Genomic DNA, 16789 nt, shown 5'->3' with positions numbered 1-16789 from the left:
CGGCGACGAGCGGCTAAGGCGCGATCATGACCCAGAACACCGCCCAATATGAAGTCTGCGCCGTCGGCAACGCCATCGTCGACGTGCTCAGCCCCTGCGACGCCGCCTTCCTGACGGCCCAGGACCTGGCCCCCAACTCGATGCAGCTGGTCGACGCCGAACGCAGCGCGGCCCTGTACGAGGCCATGGCCCCGGGCGTGGAAGCCTCGGGCGGATCGGCCGGCAATACGGTGGCCGGCGTCGGCTCGTTCGGCGGCCGCGCCGCCTATATCGGCAAGATCGCCGACGATACGCTGGGCGAGGTCTTCGGCCACGACATCCGCGCCGCCGGCGTCCATTTCGACACCCCGGTCCTGACCGGCGGGGCCGATAAGGGCTTCGGCACCGGCCGCTGCCTGATCAACGTCCTGCCGGACGGCGCGCGCACCATGGCGACCTTCCTGGGCGCCGCCAACCAGTTGTTCGCCGACGACATCGACGAAGCCCTGATCGCGTCGAGCGCCATCGTCTATCTGGAAGGCTATCTGTTCGACCCGGCCCCGGCCCGCGCCGCCTTCGAACGCGCCGCCGCCGCCGCCCACAAGGCGGGACGCAAGGTCGCCATCACCCTGTCCGACACCTTCGTCGTCGCCCGCTGGCGCGCCGAGCTGCTGGAGTTCATTGAACAGTCGGCCGACATCGTCCTGGCCAACGAGGCCGAGCTGGGCGCCCTGTTCGAAACCGACGACTTCGACGCCGCCGCCGCCAAACTGGCCGAAATCGTCGAGATCGCCGCCGTGACGCGCAGCGAGCACGGTTCGGTGGTGATCCGGGGCGCCGAGCGCGTGACGGTCGCCGCCTATCCGGTCGCCAAGGTGATCGACACCACCGGCGCCGGCGACCAGTACGCGGCCGGCTTCCTGCTGGGTCTGGCGCGTGGTCTGTCGTTGGAAGAGGCCGGGAAACTGGGCTCGCTGGCCGCGTCCGAAGTCATCGCCCACTGGGGCCCGCGCCCGATGGTGAAACTGTCCGACCTGGCGACCGAAGCCGGGTTGAAGCTTTAAGCGCATCGCTGATGGCGGTGGGGCGTTCAGAGCCCCTCCACCCCCGCGCGAAGAGGCGCGGCGGTCCCCCTCCCCGCAAAGCGGGGAGGAGACAGTGGGACGGCGAGGTCTGTCTCCTCCCCATTCATGGGGAGGTGGCGCGGCGCTTCTTCAGCGCCGTGACGGAGGGGCTCTAAACCGCGTCGCCGACGTCAGCTCTTCCACCTCAGGGTCGTCGGTTCGATCGGGTTGACGAACGCCCGGCCCTCGGCGCGGCTTTTGGCCCATTCGCGTTTCAGCTGCTGATACCATTTGGCCTGTTTGTCGGCGTCGTCGATCCAGATCAGGGCGGGGTCATAGCGCAGGCCCTCGTTCTGCAGGTTCACCATGCCGCCGTCCTGTTTCAGGAAGGCGACCACCCCCATGCGCAGGAAGGGTTTGGCCAGGTCGAAGACCCAATGGTCGGACCAGAATATCTGGGTGATCCGGGTCTTGGTCTCGCTGATCGGGGTCAGGCAGGTCAGGGCCAGGACTTGTTTCTCGCCCACCTGGATATGTTCCCAACGATAGCCGGGCAGGCGGAAACTAATCTCCGTAGCGGGGGCGCCGCCCAGGATCTTGTAGAGGCGGCTGTTCGACGAAGGGGCGTGGCGGACCATGGCCCAGCCGCACTCGGTCGGGACAAAGGCCTTGGACTTTTCGTGCATCGAATGTTCGGACCGCCACCACCATTGCTGGTGGACATAGGGGCCATGGGCCGGGTCCATTAGGCCGACGACGGCGTGGTCGATATGGCTGTCGAACTCCATCGTCTCGACCAGTTTGGCCCCGCCGCCGACGACGCCGGGGAAGACCGGCGGTTCGTGGTCCGGCTCCATCGGATTGCGGGCGTCCGAGGCCATCCAGACGAAGACCATGCCCTGGCTTTCACGGACGGGATAGGACCGGACGCGGATGCGGCTGGCCTCGAACGCCTGATCCTCGACCAGGGAGGGAATGGCGGCGCAGACCCCGTCGGGCCGGAACCGCCAGCCGTGATAGGGGCATTCGATCGTCTCGCCCTCGCCCGGCTTATCCACCAGCTTGCCGGCCGACAGGGGCGCGGCGCGGTGGGGGCAGATGTCGCGCATCGCATAGACGGCGCCGGCGCGGGTGCGGCCGACCAGGACCGGCTCGCCCATGATCTCATGACGTTTCAGCCCGGCGGGGGCGACGTCGCGGGCCAAGGCGACGAAATACCAGGCGTCGGCGACGAACCCCTTGCCGAACGGCGAGGCGCCCGCCTTGGACGGAGCGGCTTCGGCTTTGGGGGGCTGGACGGGAGCGGCGGTCATTTGCGCTTTTTATCAGCGCGAGAGCGGCAGCCATAGAGGCCAGCGCGCGAGGAAGCAGGGCGGTTTGTCCATGCGCCTCTAAGAGGCGTCTTCCCCCGCGAACGGGGGATGGTTTATGAACGGATCAAAGAACGCCGATCAGGCTGTCTCAAAGGGAAGTTTCGCCATGATCCGCACCGTCGCCTTCGCCGCCGCCCTGTTTGTCGCCGCGCCCGCCGCCCATGCCCAGGACGGCCATGGCGTCCATCCCGAACACGGCCATGCGCATGGCGACCATCAGCATGCCGACTTCGTCTCGGACCGAATCCATGTGCGGGTGGAGGGCCAGGGCCGCGACATCGTCCTGATCCCCGGCCTCAGCTCCTCGCCCGAGGTCTGGCAGGGGACGGTCGATCATCTGGCGGCTCAGGACGGCGCCGGCTGGCGCGTCCACCGCATCCATGTCCAGGGTTTCGCCGGCGCTCCGGCCGAGGGCAACGCCCAGACCGGCGCCGCCCCGACCCCGGTCGCGGCCCCGGTCGCCGAGGAGATCGCCCGCTATATCGCCGAACAGGGGCTGGAGAAGCCGGTCGTGGTCGGCCATTCGATGGGCGGGACCATCGCTATGATGCTGGCCGCGCGCCATCCGGACAGCGTCGGCAAGCTGATGGTCGTCGACATGATCCCCTTCATGGGGGCGATGTTCGGCCAGCCCGGCGCGACGGCCGACAGCGTGACCCCGGTCGCCGACCAGATTTGGGCCGCCCAGGCGAACAGTTCGCGCGACGCCTATGTCGCCCGGGCGACGGATTCCATCACCGGCATGGTCAATAACGAGAGCCGCCGCGAACAGGCGCTGGCGGACATGCGCGCCAGCGACCAGAAGGTGTCGGCCGCTGCCTTCCGCGAACTGATCGCGACCGATCTGCGCCCCGAACTGTCGAAGATCACGGTCCCGACCGAGGTCCTGTACGTCAAGTTCAACGATCCCCGGATGACGCCCCAGATCACCGACGCCATTTATCAGGCCAGTTTCGCCAACCTGCCGGGCGCCCAGCTGAAACGCATCGACGACAGCGCCCACTTCGTCATGTTCGACCAGCCCGAGGCCTTCTACGACGCCCTGGACGCCTTTCTGGCGAAATGAGCCACCCGGCCGCCCTGCGGATCGTCGGCCTCTATGAAGACAAGGCGGCGGACTGGATTCGCGACCGCGGCCGCCTTCTGTATCCAGGAGACGACGGGCTGGACGAGGCGAGGTGGCTGGACCACTTTGTCGCCGGCCTGCCCGCCGGCGCGTCCATTCTGGACGTCGGATGCGGTTCCGGTTGGCCGATTGGGGCGGCCCTGCTGGAGCGCGGGTTCAAGGTCATGGGACGGGATTCCTCGCCTGCCCTGATCGCCCATGCGAAAAAGACCCTGCCCAATGGCGACTGGGCGACGGGCGATATGCGCGCGGACTTGCCGGACGGCGGGTTCGCGGGGGTTTTGGCCTGGCATAGCCTGTTCCACCTCACGCCCGAGGATCAGGTGCGCGTGCTGCCGAATTTGGCCGCCCGTGTCGGCGAGGGCGGCCGGTTGATGTTCACCGCCGGGCCGGGCCATGGCGACACGATCGGCGAATGGCGAGGCGAACCCCTCTATCACGGCAGTCTGGACCCCGATGCCTATCGCATCCTGCTGGACGCGGCCGGGCTGGAGGTCGAGGCCGACGGGGCGGAAACGGGCGTCTGGCTGGCCCGCCGCGCCTTTCTTTCGGCGAAATAACCGCTCACGGTCGCGTGAAGCCAGCGGGGCCGTTTCGGCGGCGGTTCATACGGGGTACACATCCGTGGGGCTAATTCCGCCGATACGCGGTTCTTGAGGATATTCGATGGCGGGTCCAGGGTTCGGGGGCGGACAGCAGGGCGGGGCGAAGCCGGCCCGCACGCGGTTGCAACAGGCGCTCTACTGGGGCGCGGTGCTGGCCGTCTGGGGCCTGATCTTCCTGGTCGTCTTCTTCGCCGTCTTCGCGCGCGGTTTGCCCGACACCTCGACCCTGTACGACATCGATCGCCAGCCCTCGATCACCTATCTTGACCGCAACGGCGCCCTGATCGCGACGCGAGGCACCCAGATGGCGCCGCCCGCCGACCTGGACGCCCTGCCCGACTATGTGCCGGCGGCCTTCATCGCCATCGAGGACCGGCGCTTCTATCACCATCCCGGCTTCGACCCGATCGGCATGATGCGGGCCGTGGCCACCAATATGCGCGCGGGCCGGGTGGTCCAGGGCGGCTCGACCCTGACCCAGCAGCTGGCCAAGAATCTGTTCCTGACCCCCGACCAGAACATGCGCCGCAAGGTGCAGGAGCTGATGCTGGCGGTCTGGCTGGAGATGAAATTCTCCAAGAAGGAGATCCTGGCCCTCTATCTGAACCGGGTCTATTTCGGCGCCGGCGCCTATGGGATCGAGGCGGCGTCGCAGCGGTATTTCGACAAGTCGGCCAAGGACCTGACCGTCGGCGAGGCCGCCCTGCTGGCCGGTCTGTTGAAGGCGCCGTCGCGCTATTCGCCGGTGTCCGAAAGCGAGCGGGCCGCGACCCGCGCCACCGTCGTGCTGAACGAAATGGAAGAGGCCGGTGTAATCACCGCCGCCCAACGCGAGGAGGCCGTGACCCAGCCGGTCATCGTCTCGCGCACCCTGGCGACCCAGCACGCCCAGTATTTCATCGACTGGCTGGACAAGTCGATCCGCGGCCTGGTCGGCGAACCGACCGAGGACATGATCGTCGAGACCACTCTGGACCTGACGCTGCAGACCGCGGCCGAACGCTCCGTGCGCCGCATCCTGGACCGGGACGAGGGCAAGGGGGTCGAGCAGGCCGCCCTGGTCGCCCTGGACGGCGACGGCCGGGTGCGGGCCATGATCGGCGGCGGCTCCTACGCCGACAGCCAGTTCAACCGCGCCGTGGACGCGCGCCGTCAAGCCGGATCTGCCTTCAAGCCCTTCGTCTATCTGGCGGCGGTCGAGGCTGGCTATACGCCCCAGACCCCGGTGGTCGATCAGCCGATCACCATCGGCAACTGGTCGCCGAAGAACTATTCCAACACCTTCAGCGGCAACATGACCCTGGCCCAGGCCGTGGCCCAGTCGACCAATACGGTGGCGGCCTATGTCGCCGACCAGGTGGGGCGCGACAGCGTGGCCCGCGCCGCCCGCCGCCTGGGCATCGAGAGCCGGATCGGCCTGGAGCCGGCCATGGCCCTGGGCGCCGTCGAGGTCTCGCCTCTGGAGATGGCCACCGCCTATGACGCCTTCGCCAACGGCGGCCGCCGGGTCGAGGCCTATGGCGTCAGCCGCATCCGCACGCCGCAGGGACGCGTCATCTATCAGCGCGCCAGCGGCCAGAGCGGCCAGGCCATCAACAATCCGTCCCTCTACTACATGAACCAGATGCTGCGCGGGGTCATGACCTCGGGCACCGGGCGTAGCGCGGCCATCGCCGGGCGCGACCTTGCCGGCAAGTCTGGCACGACCTCGGATTACAAGGACGCCTGGTTCGTCGGCTACACCGGCGGCTTCGTCACCGCCGTCTGGGTCGGCAAGGACGACAACACCGCCATGCGCGGCGTGACCGGCGGTTCGTCGCCCGCCGCCATCTGGAAGGGTTTCATGGAGGCGGCCCTGCCGCGCCTGAACGCCCCGGCCATTCCGAACGGCCCCCCCATGCCCGAAGGCTGGACTGCGCCTGATCCCATCGGCGACCTGATGTCCGGCCTGGGCGAGGGCGGCGCCCTGGTCGAGCCGGTCGATCCCAGCCTGGGCCAGCCCTATGTCGAACAGCCGGGCGCGACGGTTCAGCCGACGTCCCCGCCCCAGCCGGCCGCCCGTCCCGCCGCACCCCAGCCGGCGCCCCGCTCCGCGCCCGAGCAGCAGCTCGACGGCCGCCTGCCGGCCGAGAAACGTTCGGACCCTCTGTTCTTCTAACCACGCCCGCCGCCGCCACCTCCCCGCTTTGCGGGGAGGTGGCGCGACGCCCTTCGCGTCGTGACGGAGGGGCTCTTCGCCGCATCGCCGATGTCAGTGGGACTTCAAGAACCCCTTCACCCCCGCGCGAAGAGGCGCGGCGGTCCCCCTCCCCGCGAAGCGGGGAGGGGACGGTTCACCGCCCTACCGCGTGCAGGGCGGCGCCATAATCCTTCAGCCATTTGCGCCAGGGCTTGTGGTCGCCGACCAACCGTTCGACCACCGACCAATAGGCCGGGCTGTGGTCGGCGTGGACCAGGTGGGCGACCTCGTGGGCGGCCAGATAGTCGATGACTGGCGGCGGGGCCATGATGACCCGCCAGGAATAGCGGATGGTGCGATTGTGCGGACTGCACGAGCCCCATCGCGATTTGGTGTCGGCGATCGAGATCGTGACCGGCGCCAGACCCAGGGCGCGCAGATGGACGTCGGTGCGGTCCGCGAGGGTCTGGCGCGCCTCGCGTTTCAGCAGGTTCTCGATCCGCCGGGCATAGGCCTCGCCCTCGCCGCCCGAGCGGATCACGGTCCCGTCCTCGACCAGTCGGGCCGCGCCTGCGCCAGGCACAGCCTCCAACCGGACGGGGCGACCGCGCAGGGAGATGACCTGGCCCGGCTCCAGCGGCCGGCTCTTGGGGCGCACCGCCAGACGTTCGGAGATCCAGACCCCCTTGGAGCGGGCGAAGGCGACGGCCTGGGTCAGACCCCGCTCGGTCGGGGCGACGACCACGGCCTCGCCCGCGCGGGCGTCGATCCGCACCGACAGACGCCGGGCGCGGGGATTGACGGACAGTCGGAGCGTGGGGCCGGAACCGGAGTTCGCGCCCTCCGCGTCAAGCGGCAGCCGCTGACCGTTGCGATACGCCACCGCGGGCCTCGTTCTGGGCGATGAAGTCGCGGACACGGGGATATATCTCGTCACGGAACCGGCGGCCGTTGAAGACGCCGTAGTGGCCCACGCCCGGCTGGACGTAAAGCACCCGACGATCGTCGGGAATATTGGGGCACAGTGCGTGCGCCGCCTGGGTCTGGCCGACGCCGGAGATGTCGTCCTTCTCGCCCTCGACGGTCATCAGGCCGATGTCCGTGATCTTCGAAAGATCCACCCTGTTTCCGCGATGCTCCAGCAGGCCGCGCGCCAGCAGATGCTGCTGGAAGACGATATCGATGGTCTGGAGGTAGAATTCCTCGGTCAGGTCCAGCACCGACAGATACTCGTCGTAGAATTCCTCGTGCTTGTCGACCCCGTCGCCGTCGCCGTCGATCAGGCTGTTGAAATAGTCCCAGTGGGCGTCGCGGTGGCGCGCCTCGTTCATCGACATGAAGCTGTAGAGCTGGACGAAGCCCGGATAGACCCGACGCCCGAACCCGGCATAGGGCAGGGGCACGGTATGGATCATGTTCGAGCGGAACCAGGTAAACGGCTTTTCCTCGGCCAGCTGGTTGGTCACGGTCGGGGACAGGCGCGCGTCGATGGGCGAACCCATGAAGGTCATGGACAGGGGCCGGTTCGGATCCTGATCCTCGGCCATGATCGCCCCGGCGGCCAGAACGGGCGGGCCGGGCTGGCAGACGCCGACGACGTGGGGCCGTCCGCCGACCTCTGCCAGCATGGTCCGGACGTGGTCGATATAGTCGAAGAAGTCGAACCGGCCCTCCAGCATCGGCACCTGGCGGGCGTTGATCCAGTCGGTGACATAGACGTCGTGGTCCTGAAGAAAGGCCTCGACCGTGCCGCGCAACAGGGTGGCGTAGTGGCCCGACAGCGGGGCGACGATCAGGACGGCGGGACCGGAAGCCGGTTTCCCGGCCCGTTTAAGGTCGCCGATATTGCGGGCGAACCGGACCAGGCGACACCAGGGGCTCTGCCAGATCACCTGTTCGGTGGTGCGGACGGTCTTGCCGCCGATGTCGAAGGTCTCCAGCTTCCAGTCCGGCTTGCCGTAACGCCGGGTGACGCTCTCGAACAGTTCGGCCGAGGCATAGGCGGTGCGGCCCACGGCCGTATCCGCCGCTGGATTGAAGGGCGAGGTCCAGAAGCGCCGCGCCATCTGGGCTCCGATGCGGAACGGGAGGGCCGACTGATAGGCGAGTTCATGAAACGTGTAGAGCATGACGATCCATTATTCGGCCTGCCGGAACCGGGACCCGGTCGGCGGGGCCATTTGCTGCACGGCAGCATAGCCGGTTTCCGCCTTGCATGGCAGTTATTCGCAGTCCCGTTCAATTGCCGCCTGGGTTCGACCTTCTCGCGGTCGCCTGAACGTGGTCTGATGTCGGCGATGTCCGGGGGGACGTCGTGGAGCATTCGATGTTGGTCCCATTGACCCTCGCCAGCCTGCTGATGCAGCAGACGCCGACCGTCGGCCTCGTCTCCTACGAGGAGGCGGTGCGTTGCGCCGGCCTGACCCAGGCCGCATCCGAACTGGAAGGCGGAGAGAGCGCGGAAGGGCGTCGCCTGTATGACGCCGCCCTGTTCTGGTCGCTGGCGGCGATGCAGGCCGCCACCGCTGCGGGGAAGTCCGCGCCCGCCGCCGAGGCCGACCAGACCCGCGCCCGGATCGAAGCCGTGCGCCGACTGAACGCCGACGCTCCCGCCGCCCGCGCCGCGCTGGAGCGGTGCCGCCGCAAGACGCCGGATCTGAACTGAAAACGTCGTTAAGGCCCAGCTGAACCGCCCGCACGGCGTCGCGTTTGCATTGAGAGCCAAGTGGGACGCACCGTTCGTCCCGAAGCGGGATTGAGAGGCGTCCAACGCATGTTCGAGTTCGGCCGAGACCTTCGCAAGCTGTTCGCCCACGCTCGCGAGAGCGAGGATCTGGGCTGGGTCGAACTGATCGGCGTCGATCTGCTGGCCGCCGAGGCGAGGCGCGAGTCCATCGACGCCGGCCGGGTCTCCTGCGCCCGGCCCTTCGAGACCGAGAGCCGCGCCGCCGCCCTGTGGCGCGAGCATGCCCGCCGCAGCGGCGCCGTCGACAGCCTGGATCGGGCCGACTGTTGCGCCGACAGCCTGGCGCGCGTCGCCCAAGGCGACGACCAGGCGACGCGCGCCGCCCTCGACAGGGCCCAGGCCCTGATGTTGCGTTTCGACCTGTGTGGAGAGCCGGCCAATCTGGATCGGGCCCTGACCACGCTGGACGCCGCCGTCCGTCCCCGTCGATCCCGTCTCGCGGCGGACCTGTATGCGACCCATGCGCGGCTGAAGGCCCGCAAGGCGCGCCTGTCCGGCGATCCGGGCGCCCTGCTGGACGCCGCCGCCCTGATGGACGCGGCCCAGCATGGATCGGGCGCGGCCGACGTCGAGCTGAGGCTGGACCGGGCGAGTCTGGCGCTGGAGGCCGGGGTCATCAAGCGCGACGCACGGCTGCTCGATCAGGCCGGACGCGATCTGGGCGCCCTTGTCGAGGCCGCCTCGCCCGATCATCGCCCCTTGACGCGCGCCCGCGCCCTGGCCCTGTGCGGGGCCGGCCTGTCGGCCCTGGCGGCCATCGCCGGCCATACGGAGGCTCAGGCGCAGGGCCGGATCATGTTCGACGCCGCCGCCGACCAATTCACCCCCGACCACAGTCCCCTGGACTGGGCCGTCATCCAGATGCTGCGCGCCGGCGACGAGGCCATGCCCCTGATGGTCCTGAACCAGGCCGAGGCCCTGACCCAGGGGCGGGGCCTGATCGTCGGCGCCCTTGTTCGCGAACGCCGGATGGTGCGCGAGATCGCTCTGGCCGAGGCCGTATGCGATCTCGCCGGGCTGGAGATGCTGGAAGCCCGTCTGCACAATCGTCTGGTCGGCGCGGCGCCGCTGGACTGGGCGGCGGACCAGATCGGCTTGGCCGAACTGGCCCTGGCGCGCCATCGGCTGGGCGGGGCGGCCCCGCGCAACCTGAACCTGATTTTGAACGAGGCGGTCCTAACGGCCCGGGAGCTGGGCGTGCCGGTTCTGGCGGAACGAGCCGGGACCCTGCTCTGGACATTGGAACTGTAATGTCGCCGCTCGCTCTTCCTGACCCGCCGAAAGTCCGCTACCGGCACTGAGGTCTCGTTTCTTTCGGAGAGGGAGAAGGCCGCGCGTTCTGAGGCCATGAGCATGTTTGGATCCAAGCCCGCGTCTTCGGCGGATCGACGGTCGCAGCCGCGGCGGGCCGTCAACTCGCGAGGTATCGTCTGCGCGCCCGGCGTGGAGACGGCCTGTGTCATCGCCGACCTTTCCGACAACGGCATCCGGTTGAGGCTGGATCGCGGCGCGGCCCTGCCGACAGAGATCGTGGTGGTCGACGTGGCCCAGGGAGTCGCCTATCCCGCCGTGGTCGTCTGGCAGAAGGGCCAGGAGGCGGGCGCGCGACAGACCGGCGCCAAGTCCCTGCGCGGTCTGGCCCCCGCCCGGCTGATCGGGGCGCGCGACGCCTGGCTCCGGGCCGGCGGCCGCTAGAGCGAAATCGGCTGAGCTGGACGCAAGGCCTGCTCAGCTCAGATTTCGCTCCAGCATTAATCTGGAGCCTGTCCGGCCTAAAGCCCCGCCGGCATGGCGCCGACATTGATGGCGATCCGGCCGATCAGTCCCTTGACGATCAGATCCAGGGCCGATCCCTCGCGATAGTCGGCAGCGGCGACGAAATTGACCCGGTCCTCGGAGATCAGGGAATAGACCTTCTTCTGGTCCTTCTCGTTCGAGCGCGGGTCATAGACGGCGATCGAGAAGCCGCCCTTCGTGTGCATCATCTTCATGGTCGGGACATCGGTGTCGCCGTCGCCGATGAAGATCATCCGGTCGAACGGCACCGGCCGCTGCTCGTCGGGGATGAAATGATTGATCCGCTCGTGCTCCCAGTGGTTCTTCACCCCCTTGTTGATGCGGAACAGATACTGGGTTTTGGTGGTGTAGTTGACGCCGACCGCGGGCCAGGCGGCCTCGCCCTTGTCGTCATAGACATAGTGGGAGGCGAAGACGTGGGTCAGGGCGGGGCGGATCGGCGTGCCGTCGATCATCTCCTCCAGGCCGGCGGAGACGATATAATGTTCGATCTCCAGCCCGTACCGGGCGCCGAAGGCGTTCATCCGGTCGAACCAGCTGAGGTCCTTCAGACCCTCGAACAGGGCCACGGCCTCGCCATGCTGGCGCAGGGTCTCGCGCGTCACCGGCGACCCGTTCTGGCGCGCGTGATGCAGCATCAACTGCATGTACATCAGGATGCCGTCGCCGTCGGCGTCCTTGGTCAGGCGCTCGGCTTCTTCCCAGAAGGCGCCGATGTCCATGCCGACGGAGGGGATGAAACTGACCTCCTGCATATTGCCGCGCGCCAGTGTGCCGTCGAAATCATAGATCAGCGCCGTCTTCAGCAGGGGCGTCTTCGGCGAGGTCGGGGCGGCGGGAGCGTCGGCCATGAGCGGGTTCCAGAGCGTCGGTCGGACCCTGCCCTCTATATCAGCCGGCCGTATCCGTCGATTGCCGCCGCTGGCCGAAGCTGGGCGCCGCGGCCTTCTGTTCGGCCCAGTAGTCGGCGCCGGTGGTCGGCTTGAACATGGTGCGCGGCGCTCCGTTTCGCGCCACCACGGCGAAGGTGTTGGTCGAGGCCTGATAGATCAGGGTGTCGCCGTTGGGGCGTTTCACCGTCTCGACGTCGCGCGGCGTCTTGGTGGTGAAGGCGGTGACCTTGGCCAGATAGTCCTCGGCCGAAGCCGCGCCGAAATCGGCGCCGTTGCGGTCGTACAGCCGGGCGATCTTGGCGTCGACGGTCTCGCGACGGTTGGCGGTCAGCACCGGCTTGTCCTCGGGCGATGTCGAGGCCGCCGCCGCATCCGTCACGGTCGCGGCCATGGCGATAGGCCTGACCTCGGTCGTGCGGTCGCGTGTCTGGACCGCCGAGGCGTTGTCGCATCCCGCCAGCCCGATCAGGGCCAAGCCCGCCAGGATCGCACCCGCCCATTGTCGATTGTAAGACTCCATCCCGACCTCCCGCCGTTTGAATGCTCGTTTGACGGGACGTAAGCACAACTTAAATGTTCGCGCAATGTTCTTGTGGTCTGTCTCGACGGCGTCGCCTCGGGACGCTAGACGGAGGAATGGACAACCGCCCGCTCTCGAACCGGAAACTGCTGCTGATCGTCGGCGGCGGCATAGCGGCCTACAAGGCGCTTGAGCTGGTGCGGCTGATCGCCAAGGCGGGCGGAGAGACGCGGGTCATATTGACGGAGGCGGGGGCGCAGTTCGTCACCCCCCTGTCGCTTGCGGCCCTCAGCGGCCATCCGGTGCGGTCGGACCTGTTCGATGCCGGGGAAGAGACGACCATGGGCCATATCGAGCTGTCGCGCTGGGCCGATCTGGTGGTCGTGGCGCCCGCGACCGCGGGACTGATCGCCAAGGCCGCCAACGGGATCGCCGACGACCTGGCCTCGACCACATTGATCGCGACGGACAAGCGGGTGCTGCTGGCCCCCGCGATGAATGTGCGGATGTGGGAACATCCGGCGGTCCAGGCCAATGTGGAACGGCTGAAGGGTTTCGACGGCTTCCATGGCGCGGCCGTGGTCGGGCCGGACGCGGGCGAAATGGCGTGCGGCGAATACGGGCCGGGCCGGATGGCTGAGCCTCCGGCGATCCTGGACGCCATCGTCGGCCTGCTGGCGGGCTCGGGCGGTCGGCCGCTGGCGGGCAAGCGGGCGGTGGTCACGGCCGGGCCGACCTTCGAGCCGATCGACCCGGTGCGCGGCCTGACCAACCGATCCAGCGGCAAACAGGGCTACGCCATCGCCTCGGCTCTGGCCGAACTGGGCGCCGAAGTGACCCTGGTGTCCGGCCCCACGGCCCTGGGTGTTCCGCCGGGGGTCAGACGGATCGACGTCGAGAGCGCGCTGGAGATGCAGGCCGCCACGCAAGCCGCCCTGCCCGCCGAGATCGCGGTCCTGTCGGCCGCCGTCGCCGACTGGCGGGTGGACACCATCGCCGGCGGCAAGATCAAGAAGGGACCGGGCGGCCCGCCGACTCTGGCCCTGATCGAGAACCCCGACATTCTGGCGGGGATCGCGGCGCCGGGGCCGAACCGGCCGAAACTGGTCGTGGGCTTCGCCGCCGAGACCACGGATCTGGAGGCCAACGCCCGGGCCAAACTGTCCAAGAAGGGCTGCGACTGGATCATTGGCAACGACGTGTCCGACGAAGTCTTCGGCTCGGACGGCAACGCCGTGCTGCTGGTCACCGCCGACAGGACCGAGGCCTGGCCGCGCCAGTCGAAATCCGCCATAGCCCGGGCCGTCGCGGCCCGTATCGCCGACCATTTCAAGAGTTCAGAATGACCGCCGCAACCGCCGTCCAGATCCAGCGCCTGCCCCACGCCGAGGGCCTGCCCCTGCCGGCCTATGAGACGACGGGATCGGCCGGGATAGACCTGCGGGCGGCGGTGCCCGAGGACCAGCCGATGACCCTGGCGCCGGGCCAGCGCGCCCTTGTCCCCACCGGCCTGAAGATCGCGCTGCCGCTGGGGTTCGAAGCCCAGGTGCGGGCCCGCTCGGGCCTGGCGCTGAAACACGGCATCATCTGCCCCAATGCGCCGGGCACTATCGACAGCGACTATCGCGGCGAGTGCGGCGTGATCCTGGCCAATATCGGCGCCGAACCCTTCGTCATCCGCCGCGGCGAGCGGATCGCCCAGCTGGTGATCGCCAAACACGAACGCGCGGACTGGGTCGAGGTCGAGACGCTGGACGAGACCGCGCGGGGGGCGGGCGGATTTGGATCGACGGGCCGCTAAACCAGCGGCGCGCTCGCCCGCATCAGGGCGGCCTTGCGGCGGACATGTTCGCGCCAGGCGGTATAGAGGCCGGCGGCGGCGATGAGGGCGGCGCCGGCCAGGGTGTTGAGGCTCGGGGTCGCGTGCATCAGCCACCAGCCGAAGACGACGGCGCCGACGATCTGCAGATAGTCGAACGGCGCGACCACGGCGACGGGGGCGGCCCTGAGCGAGGCCGTCATGAACAGCTGGGCCAGGCCGCCGGCGATGCCCGAGGCGACCAGCAGCCCGAAGGTGGCCGGGGAATGCATCCGGCCCACGAAGACCAGCAGGACCGCCCCGACGACCGAAGAGGCGACGAAGAACCAGAAGACGATGGCGGCGACATGTTCGGTGTCGCGCAACTGGCGCAGGGTGATGGTGACCCCGGCGGTCAGCACGGCCCCCGCCAGGGCGAATCCGAGCCCGGCCAGGGGCACGGCCTGTTCGCCCCCGCCCGGCCGCATGACCACGATCACCCCGATGAAGCCCAGGGCGACAGCGGCCCAGCGGCGCGGTCCCACCGCCTCCTTCAGGATCAGGAAGGACAGCAGGGTGGCGAAGATGGGGGCGGTGAAGCTGAGGGTCGTGGCGTCGGCGAGCGGCAGCAGGGTCAGGGTCTGGAACAGGCACAGGATCGAGACGATGCCCAGGGCGCTGCGGCCCGCGAGCGCCCAGGGACGGCGGGTGGTCAAGCCTGCCAGGCCGCCCGGCTGGGTCAGGACCCAGACCAGCACCACGGGCAGGCCGAAGAAGGCGCGGTAGAACAGCATTTCGGACGCCACCACCCCGTCGAACGAGGCCAGCTTCAGCGTCGCCGTCATCACCGAGAAGGCGCCCGCCGCCGCGATCCTCAGCGCTATGCCGCCGGCGATGTCCTCGACGCTGTTCCTGGCCTTCATGTCGTCCCGTCGATCCAAGATCCCGGCCCGAAAGCGGGGCCGCCTCATGCGAGGGAGCCTTTAAGCATGAGCGGCGTTAACCGTTACGAACCGCCCAAGCTTGGCTGAAGCCTTTTCTCAAACTTTCTTTGCAGGAGTGACGACGTGGAAAATCTGATCGATCAGATCGGCGACTTCCTGAGCGGAATCGCGGGTCTGGCCAGCGCCGGCTTCGACGGCGTCAACCAGGTGATGGGCCTGATCATCGCCATCATCGCCGCTCTGCTTATGGTGGATTGGCGTTCGCTGGCGTCGACGGCTCTCGGCGCCACCCTGGTGCATCTGATCGTGCTGGCGGTGTTGCCGGTGCTGAACGGGGGCGACTTCGCCTTGCCGAACATTCTCTCGGTCGGCTTCTGGATGACCGCCCTGGCCCTGTTCCTGGGCTATGCGATCGTCATCGCCATCTTCTTCTTCATCAAGTCGCTTCTGACCGGTTCGGCCTTCAGGCGGCGTCGAGTGGCGCACTGATCCAAGGGGGCCTACCGCGCTTTGCGTTACTTGAGGCCCGGCCATGTCCTAGTAACGCGACACCGCCGCCAACCTGGCGACGCCGGCGCTCAAGCCGCGAGCGACCGCGTCGCGAGCATAGCGCGTGGCGACAGCGCCATCAGGCACAAAGCTCGGTTCAGGCCTGCCTGAAACCGAGCACGTCCTGCATGTCGTAGAGTCCCGGACCGCGGGTGCGGACCCAGGCGGCGGCGGCCACCGCGCCCTTGGCGAACAGGGAGCGGTCGATGGCCGAATGGCTGAGGGTCAGGACCTCGTCCTCGGAAGCGAACAGGACTGTATGCTCGCCGATGATGCCGCCGGCGCGGATCGAGGAGAAGCCGATTTTGCCGCTCTCGCGTTCGCCCTGAACGCCGTCATAAGGGGCGGAGCGGATCTCGGACAGGTCGGTGAACCGTCCCTCGGCGGCGGCTTCGCCCAGCATCAGGGCGGTGCCCGACGGGGAATCGACCTTGCGGCGATGATGGGCCTCGGTGATCTCGATGTCCCAGTCCTGGGCGTCCAGCCGCTGGGCCGCGTGCTGGACCAGGCCGATCAGTATGTTCACGCCCAGCGAGAAATTGCCGCTTTTGACGATGGCGATCTTTTCGGCGGCCTTCATCAGCTCGGCCTCCTGTTCCGGCGTGAAGCCGGTCGAGCCGATGACCAGGCTGGGGCCGCCGCGTTCCGCAGCATCCTGGGCCAGGGCCAGCGAAGCGTCCGGCGTCGAGAAGTCGATGATCACGTCGCACAGCGAGATGTCGGCCGTTTCGCCCCAGTCGAAACGGGCGGCGACGACCACGTCCTCGCGCGCGTCCAGCACCTGGGAAACCGCGCGACCCATCCGGCCGCGATAGCCGGATATGCCGGCGTGGAAGATGGCGCTCAAGCCGCGTTCTCTTTCGACCCGTCCGCATCCTGATTACCCAGAATGTCGGCCCAGAAGCGCTTCGCCTTGCCGGCGAAGCTGGAATTGCGTGGGTTCTGCCCCTCGCCGAACGACAGGGCAAGCTCTTCCAGCAGTTCCTTCTGACGCGGAGTCAGATCGGTGGGGGTCTCGACGAACAGTTCGACCACCAGATCGCCGCGCGCGCGGCCGTTCAGATGCGGCATCCCCTTGCCCTTGATCCGGACCGTCTTGCCGGTCTGGGCGCCGGCGGGAACGGCGACGGCGGCCTTGCACTTGCCGTCGCAGGCGTCGGAGACCAGGCAGGGGGCGTCGATCTCGCCGCCCAGGGCCGCGACCGTCATCGGCACG

At 68.4% G+C, this 16789-nt stretch carries 18 protein-coding genes; 10 read left to right on the top strand and 8 right to left on the bottom strand.

What is annotated here, in order from left to right; translation table 11 throughout:
- The first annotated feature begins 26 nt into the window (after positions 1-26).
- Entirely contained in the window at positions 27-1043 is a 1017-nt protein-coding gene (locus H2037_RS14085; protein WP_292123263.1) for an adenosine kinase, read from the top strand.
- A gap of 191 nt (positions 1044-1234) precedes the next feature.
- Here the strand turns inward: H2037_RS14085 and H2037_RS14080 are convergent, their stop codons facing one another.
- On the bottom strand, positions 1235-2356 hold the full coding sequence (locus tag H2037_RS14080) for an aromatic ring-hydroxylating dioxygenase subunit alpha (protein ID WP_292123261.1): 1122 nt from the start codon (positions 2354-2356) through the stop codon (positions 1235-1237).
- Between the two features lie 166 nt (positions 2357-2522).
- Here H2037_RS14080 and H2037_RS14075 point away from each other — a divergent pair, with 166 nt between their 5' ends.
- The 3 genes from H2037_RS14075 (at position 2523) to H2037_RS14065 (ending at position 6305) form a co-directional block, all read left to right on the top strand.
- A complete protein-coding gene (locus tag H2037_RS14075) occupies positions 2523-3482 on the top strand; it encodes an alpha/beta hydrolase (RefSeq protein ID WP_292123259.1) in 960 nt (319 codons plus the stop codon).
- On the top strand, positions 3479-4102 hold the full coding sequence (locus H2037_RS14070) for a class I SAM-dependent methyltransferase (RefSeq protein WP_292123257.1): 624 nt from the start codon (positions 3479-3481) through the stop codon (positions 4100-4102). The genes H2037_RS14075 and H2037_RS14070 overlap by 4 nt, the downstream gene beginning before the upstream one ends.
- Before the next feature lie 106 nt (positions 4103-4208).
- Positions 4209-6305 carry a PBP1A family penicillin-binding protein gene (locus H2037_RS14065; protein WP_292123254.1) on the top strand — a complete coding sequence of 699 codons (2097 nt, stop codon included), beginning with the start codon at positions 4209-4211 and terminating at the stop codon, positions 6303-6305.
- Positions 6306-6480: 175 nt separating this feature from the next.
- Here the strand turns inward: H2037_RS14065 and H2037_RS14060 are convergent, their stop codons facing one another.
- Together H2037_RS14060 and phaZ are read right to left on the bottom strand one after the other, a co-directional pair.
- Positions 6481-7209 carry a SprT family zinc-dependent metalloprotease gene (locus H2037_RS14060; protein ID WP_292123252.1) on the bottom strand — a complete coding sequence of 243 codons (729 nt, stop codon included), beginning with the start codon at positions 7207-7209 and terminating at the stop codon, positions 6481-6483.
- Positions 7175-8455: a polyhydroxyalkanoate depolymerase gene (phaZ, locus tag H2037_RS14055; RefSeq protein ID WP_292123249.1), complete on the bottom strand. Its 1281-nt coding sequence runs from the start codon at positions 8453-8455 to the stop codon at positions 7175-7177. Before phaZ ends, H2037_RS14060 begins: the two co-directional genes overlap by 35 nt.
- A 197-nt stretch (positions 8456-8652) precedes the next feature.
- On the opposite strand from phaZ, the gene H2037_RS14050 reads away from it, so the two are divergent.
- The 3 genes from H2037_RS14050 (at position 8653) to H2037_RS14040 (ending at position 10767) form a co-directional block, all read left to right on the top strand.
- Positions 8653-8991, top strand: a complete 339-nt coding sequence (locus H2037_RS14050; protein ID WP_292123246.1) for a hypothetical protein — start codon at positions 8653-8655, stop codon at positions 8989-8991.
- A 60-nt stretch (positions 8992-9051) separates the two neighbouring features.
- Complete coding sequence (locus H2037_RS14045; RefSeq protein WP_292123243.1) at positions 9052-10323, top strand: hypothetical protein; 1272 nt, start codon at positions 9052-9054, stop codon at positions 10321-10323.
- Between the two features lie 96 nt (positions 10324-10419).
- A complete protein-coding gene (locus H2037_RS14040) occupies positions 10420-10767 on the top strand; it encodes a PilZ domain-containing protein (RefSeq protein ID WP_292123240.1) in 348 nt (115 codons plus the stop codon).
- Between the two features lie 77 nt (positions 10768-10844).
- Here the strand turns inward: H2037_RS14040 and H2037_RS14035 are convergent, their stop codons facing one another.
- Positions 10845-11720 carry an HAD family hydrolase gene (locus H2037_RS14035; RefSeq protein WP_292123237.1) on the bottom strand — a complete coding sequence of 292 codons (876 nt, stop codon included), beginning with the start codon at positions 11718-11720 and terminating at the stop codon, positions 10845-10847.
- A 40-nt stretch (positions 11721-11760) separates the two neighbouring features.
- Complete coding sequence (locus H2037_RS14030) at positions 11761-12282, bottom strand: S-type pyocin family protein (protein WP_292123234.1); 522 nt, start codon at positions 12280-12282, stop codon at positions 11761-11763.
- A 116-nt stretch (positions 12283-12398) separates the two neighbouring features.
- Here H2037_RS14030 and coaBC point away from each other — a divergent pair, with 116 nt between their 5' ends.
- Together coaBC and dut are read left to right on the top strand one after the other, a co-directional pair.
- Positions 12399-13628 (top strand): bifunctional phosphopantothenoylcysteine decarboxylase/phosphopantothenate--cysteine ligase CoaBC, encoded by a 1230-nt coding sequence (gene coaBC / locus H2037_RS14025; RefSeq protein ID WP_292123231.1) that lies wholly within the window; start codon positions 12399-12401, stop codon positions 13626-13628.
- On the top strand, positions 13625-14083 hold the full coding sequence (dut, locus tag H2037_RS14020; protein WP_292123228.1) for a dUTP diphosphatase: 459 nt from the start codon (positions 13625-13627) through the stop codon (positions 14081-14083). Before coaBC ends, dut begins: the two co-directional genes overlap by 4 nt.
- Here dut and H2037_RS14015 read toward each other — a convergent pair.
- Positions 14080-15003 carry a DMT family transporter gene (locus H2037_RS14015; protein WP_292123226.1) on the bottom strand — a complete coding sequence of 308 codons (924 nt, stop codon included), beginning with the start codon at positions 15001-15003 and terminating at the stop codon, positions 14080-14082. The genes dut and H2037_RS14015 overlap by 4 nt on opposite strands.
- 144 nt (positions 15004-15147) lie before the next feature.
- Between H2037_RS14015 and H2037_RS14010 the strand changes: the two genes are divergently transcribed.
- The gene (locus H2037_RS14010; RefSeq protein WP_292123223.1) at positions 15148-15513 is read left to right on the top strand and encodes a hypothetical protein; all 366 of its coding nucleotides are present in this window, start codon (positions 15148-15150) and stop codon (positions 15511-15513) included.
- 157 nt (positions 15514-15670) lie between these two features.
- On the opposite strand, the gene dapB is transcribed toward H2037_RS14010, so the two are convergent.
- Both dapB and H2037_RS14000 read right to left on the bottom strand, forming a co-directional pair.
- Positions 15671-16420 carry a 4-hydroxy-tetrahydrodipicolinate reductase gene (dapB, locus tag H2037_RS14005; RefSeq protein WP_292123220.1) on the bottom strand — a complete coding sequence of 250 codons (750 nt, stop codon included), beginning with the start codon at positions 16418-16420 and terminating at the stop codon, positions 15671-15673.
- Positions 16417-16789: DnaJ C-terminal domain-containing protein (locus tag H2037_RS14000; RefSeq protein WP_292123217.1), on the bottom strand; the 373-nt coding region annotated here is incomplete at its 5' end. The genes dapB and H2037_RS14000, both read right to left, overlap by 4 nt.

The sequence above is a fragment of the Brevundimonas sp. genome, assembly GCF_013912065.1.
In the GTDB taxonomy this organism is placed as follows: Bacteria; Pseudomonadota; Alphaproteobacteria; order Caulobacterales; family Caulobacteraceae; genus Brevundimonas.
This window is presented reverse-complemented; position numbering and strand designations above follow the sequence as displayed.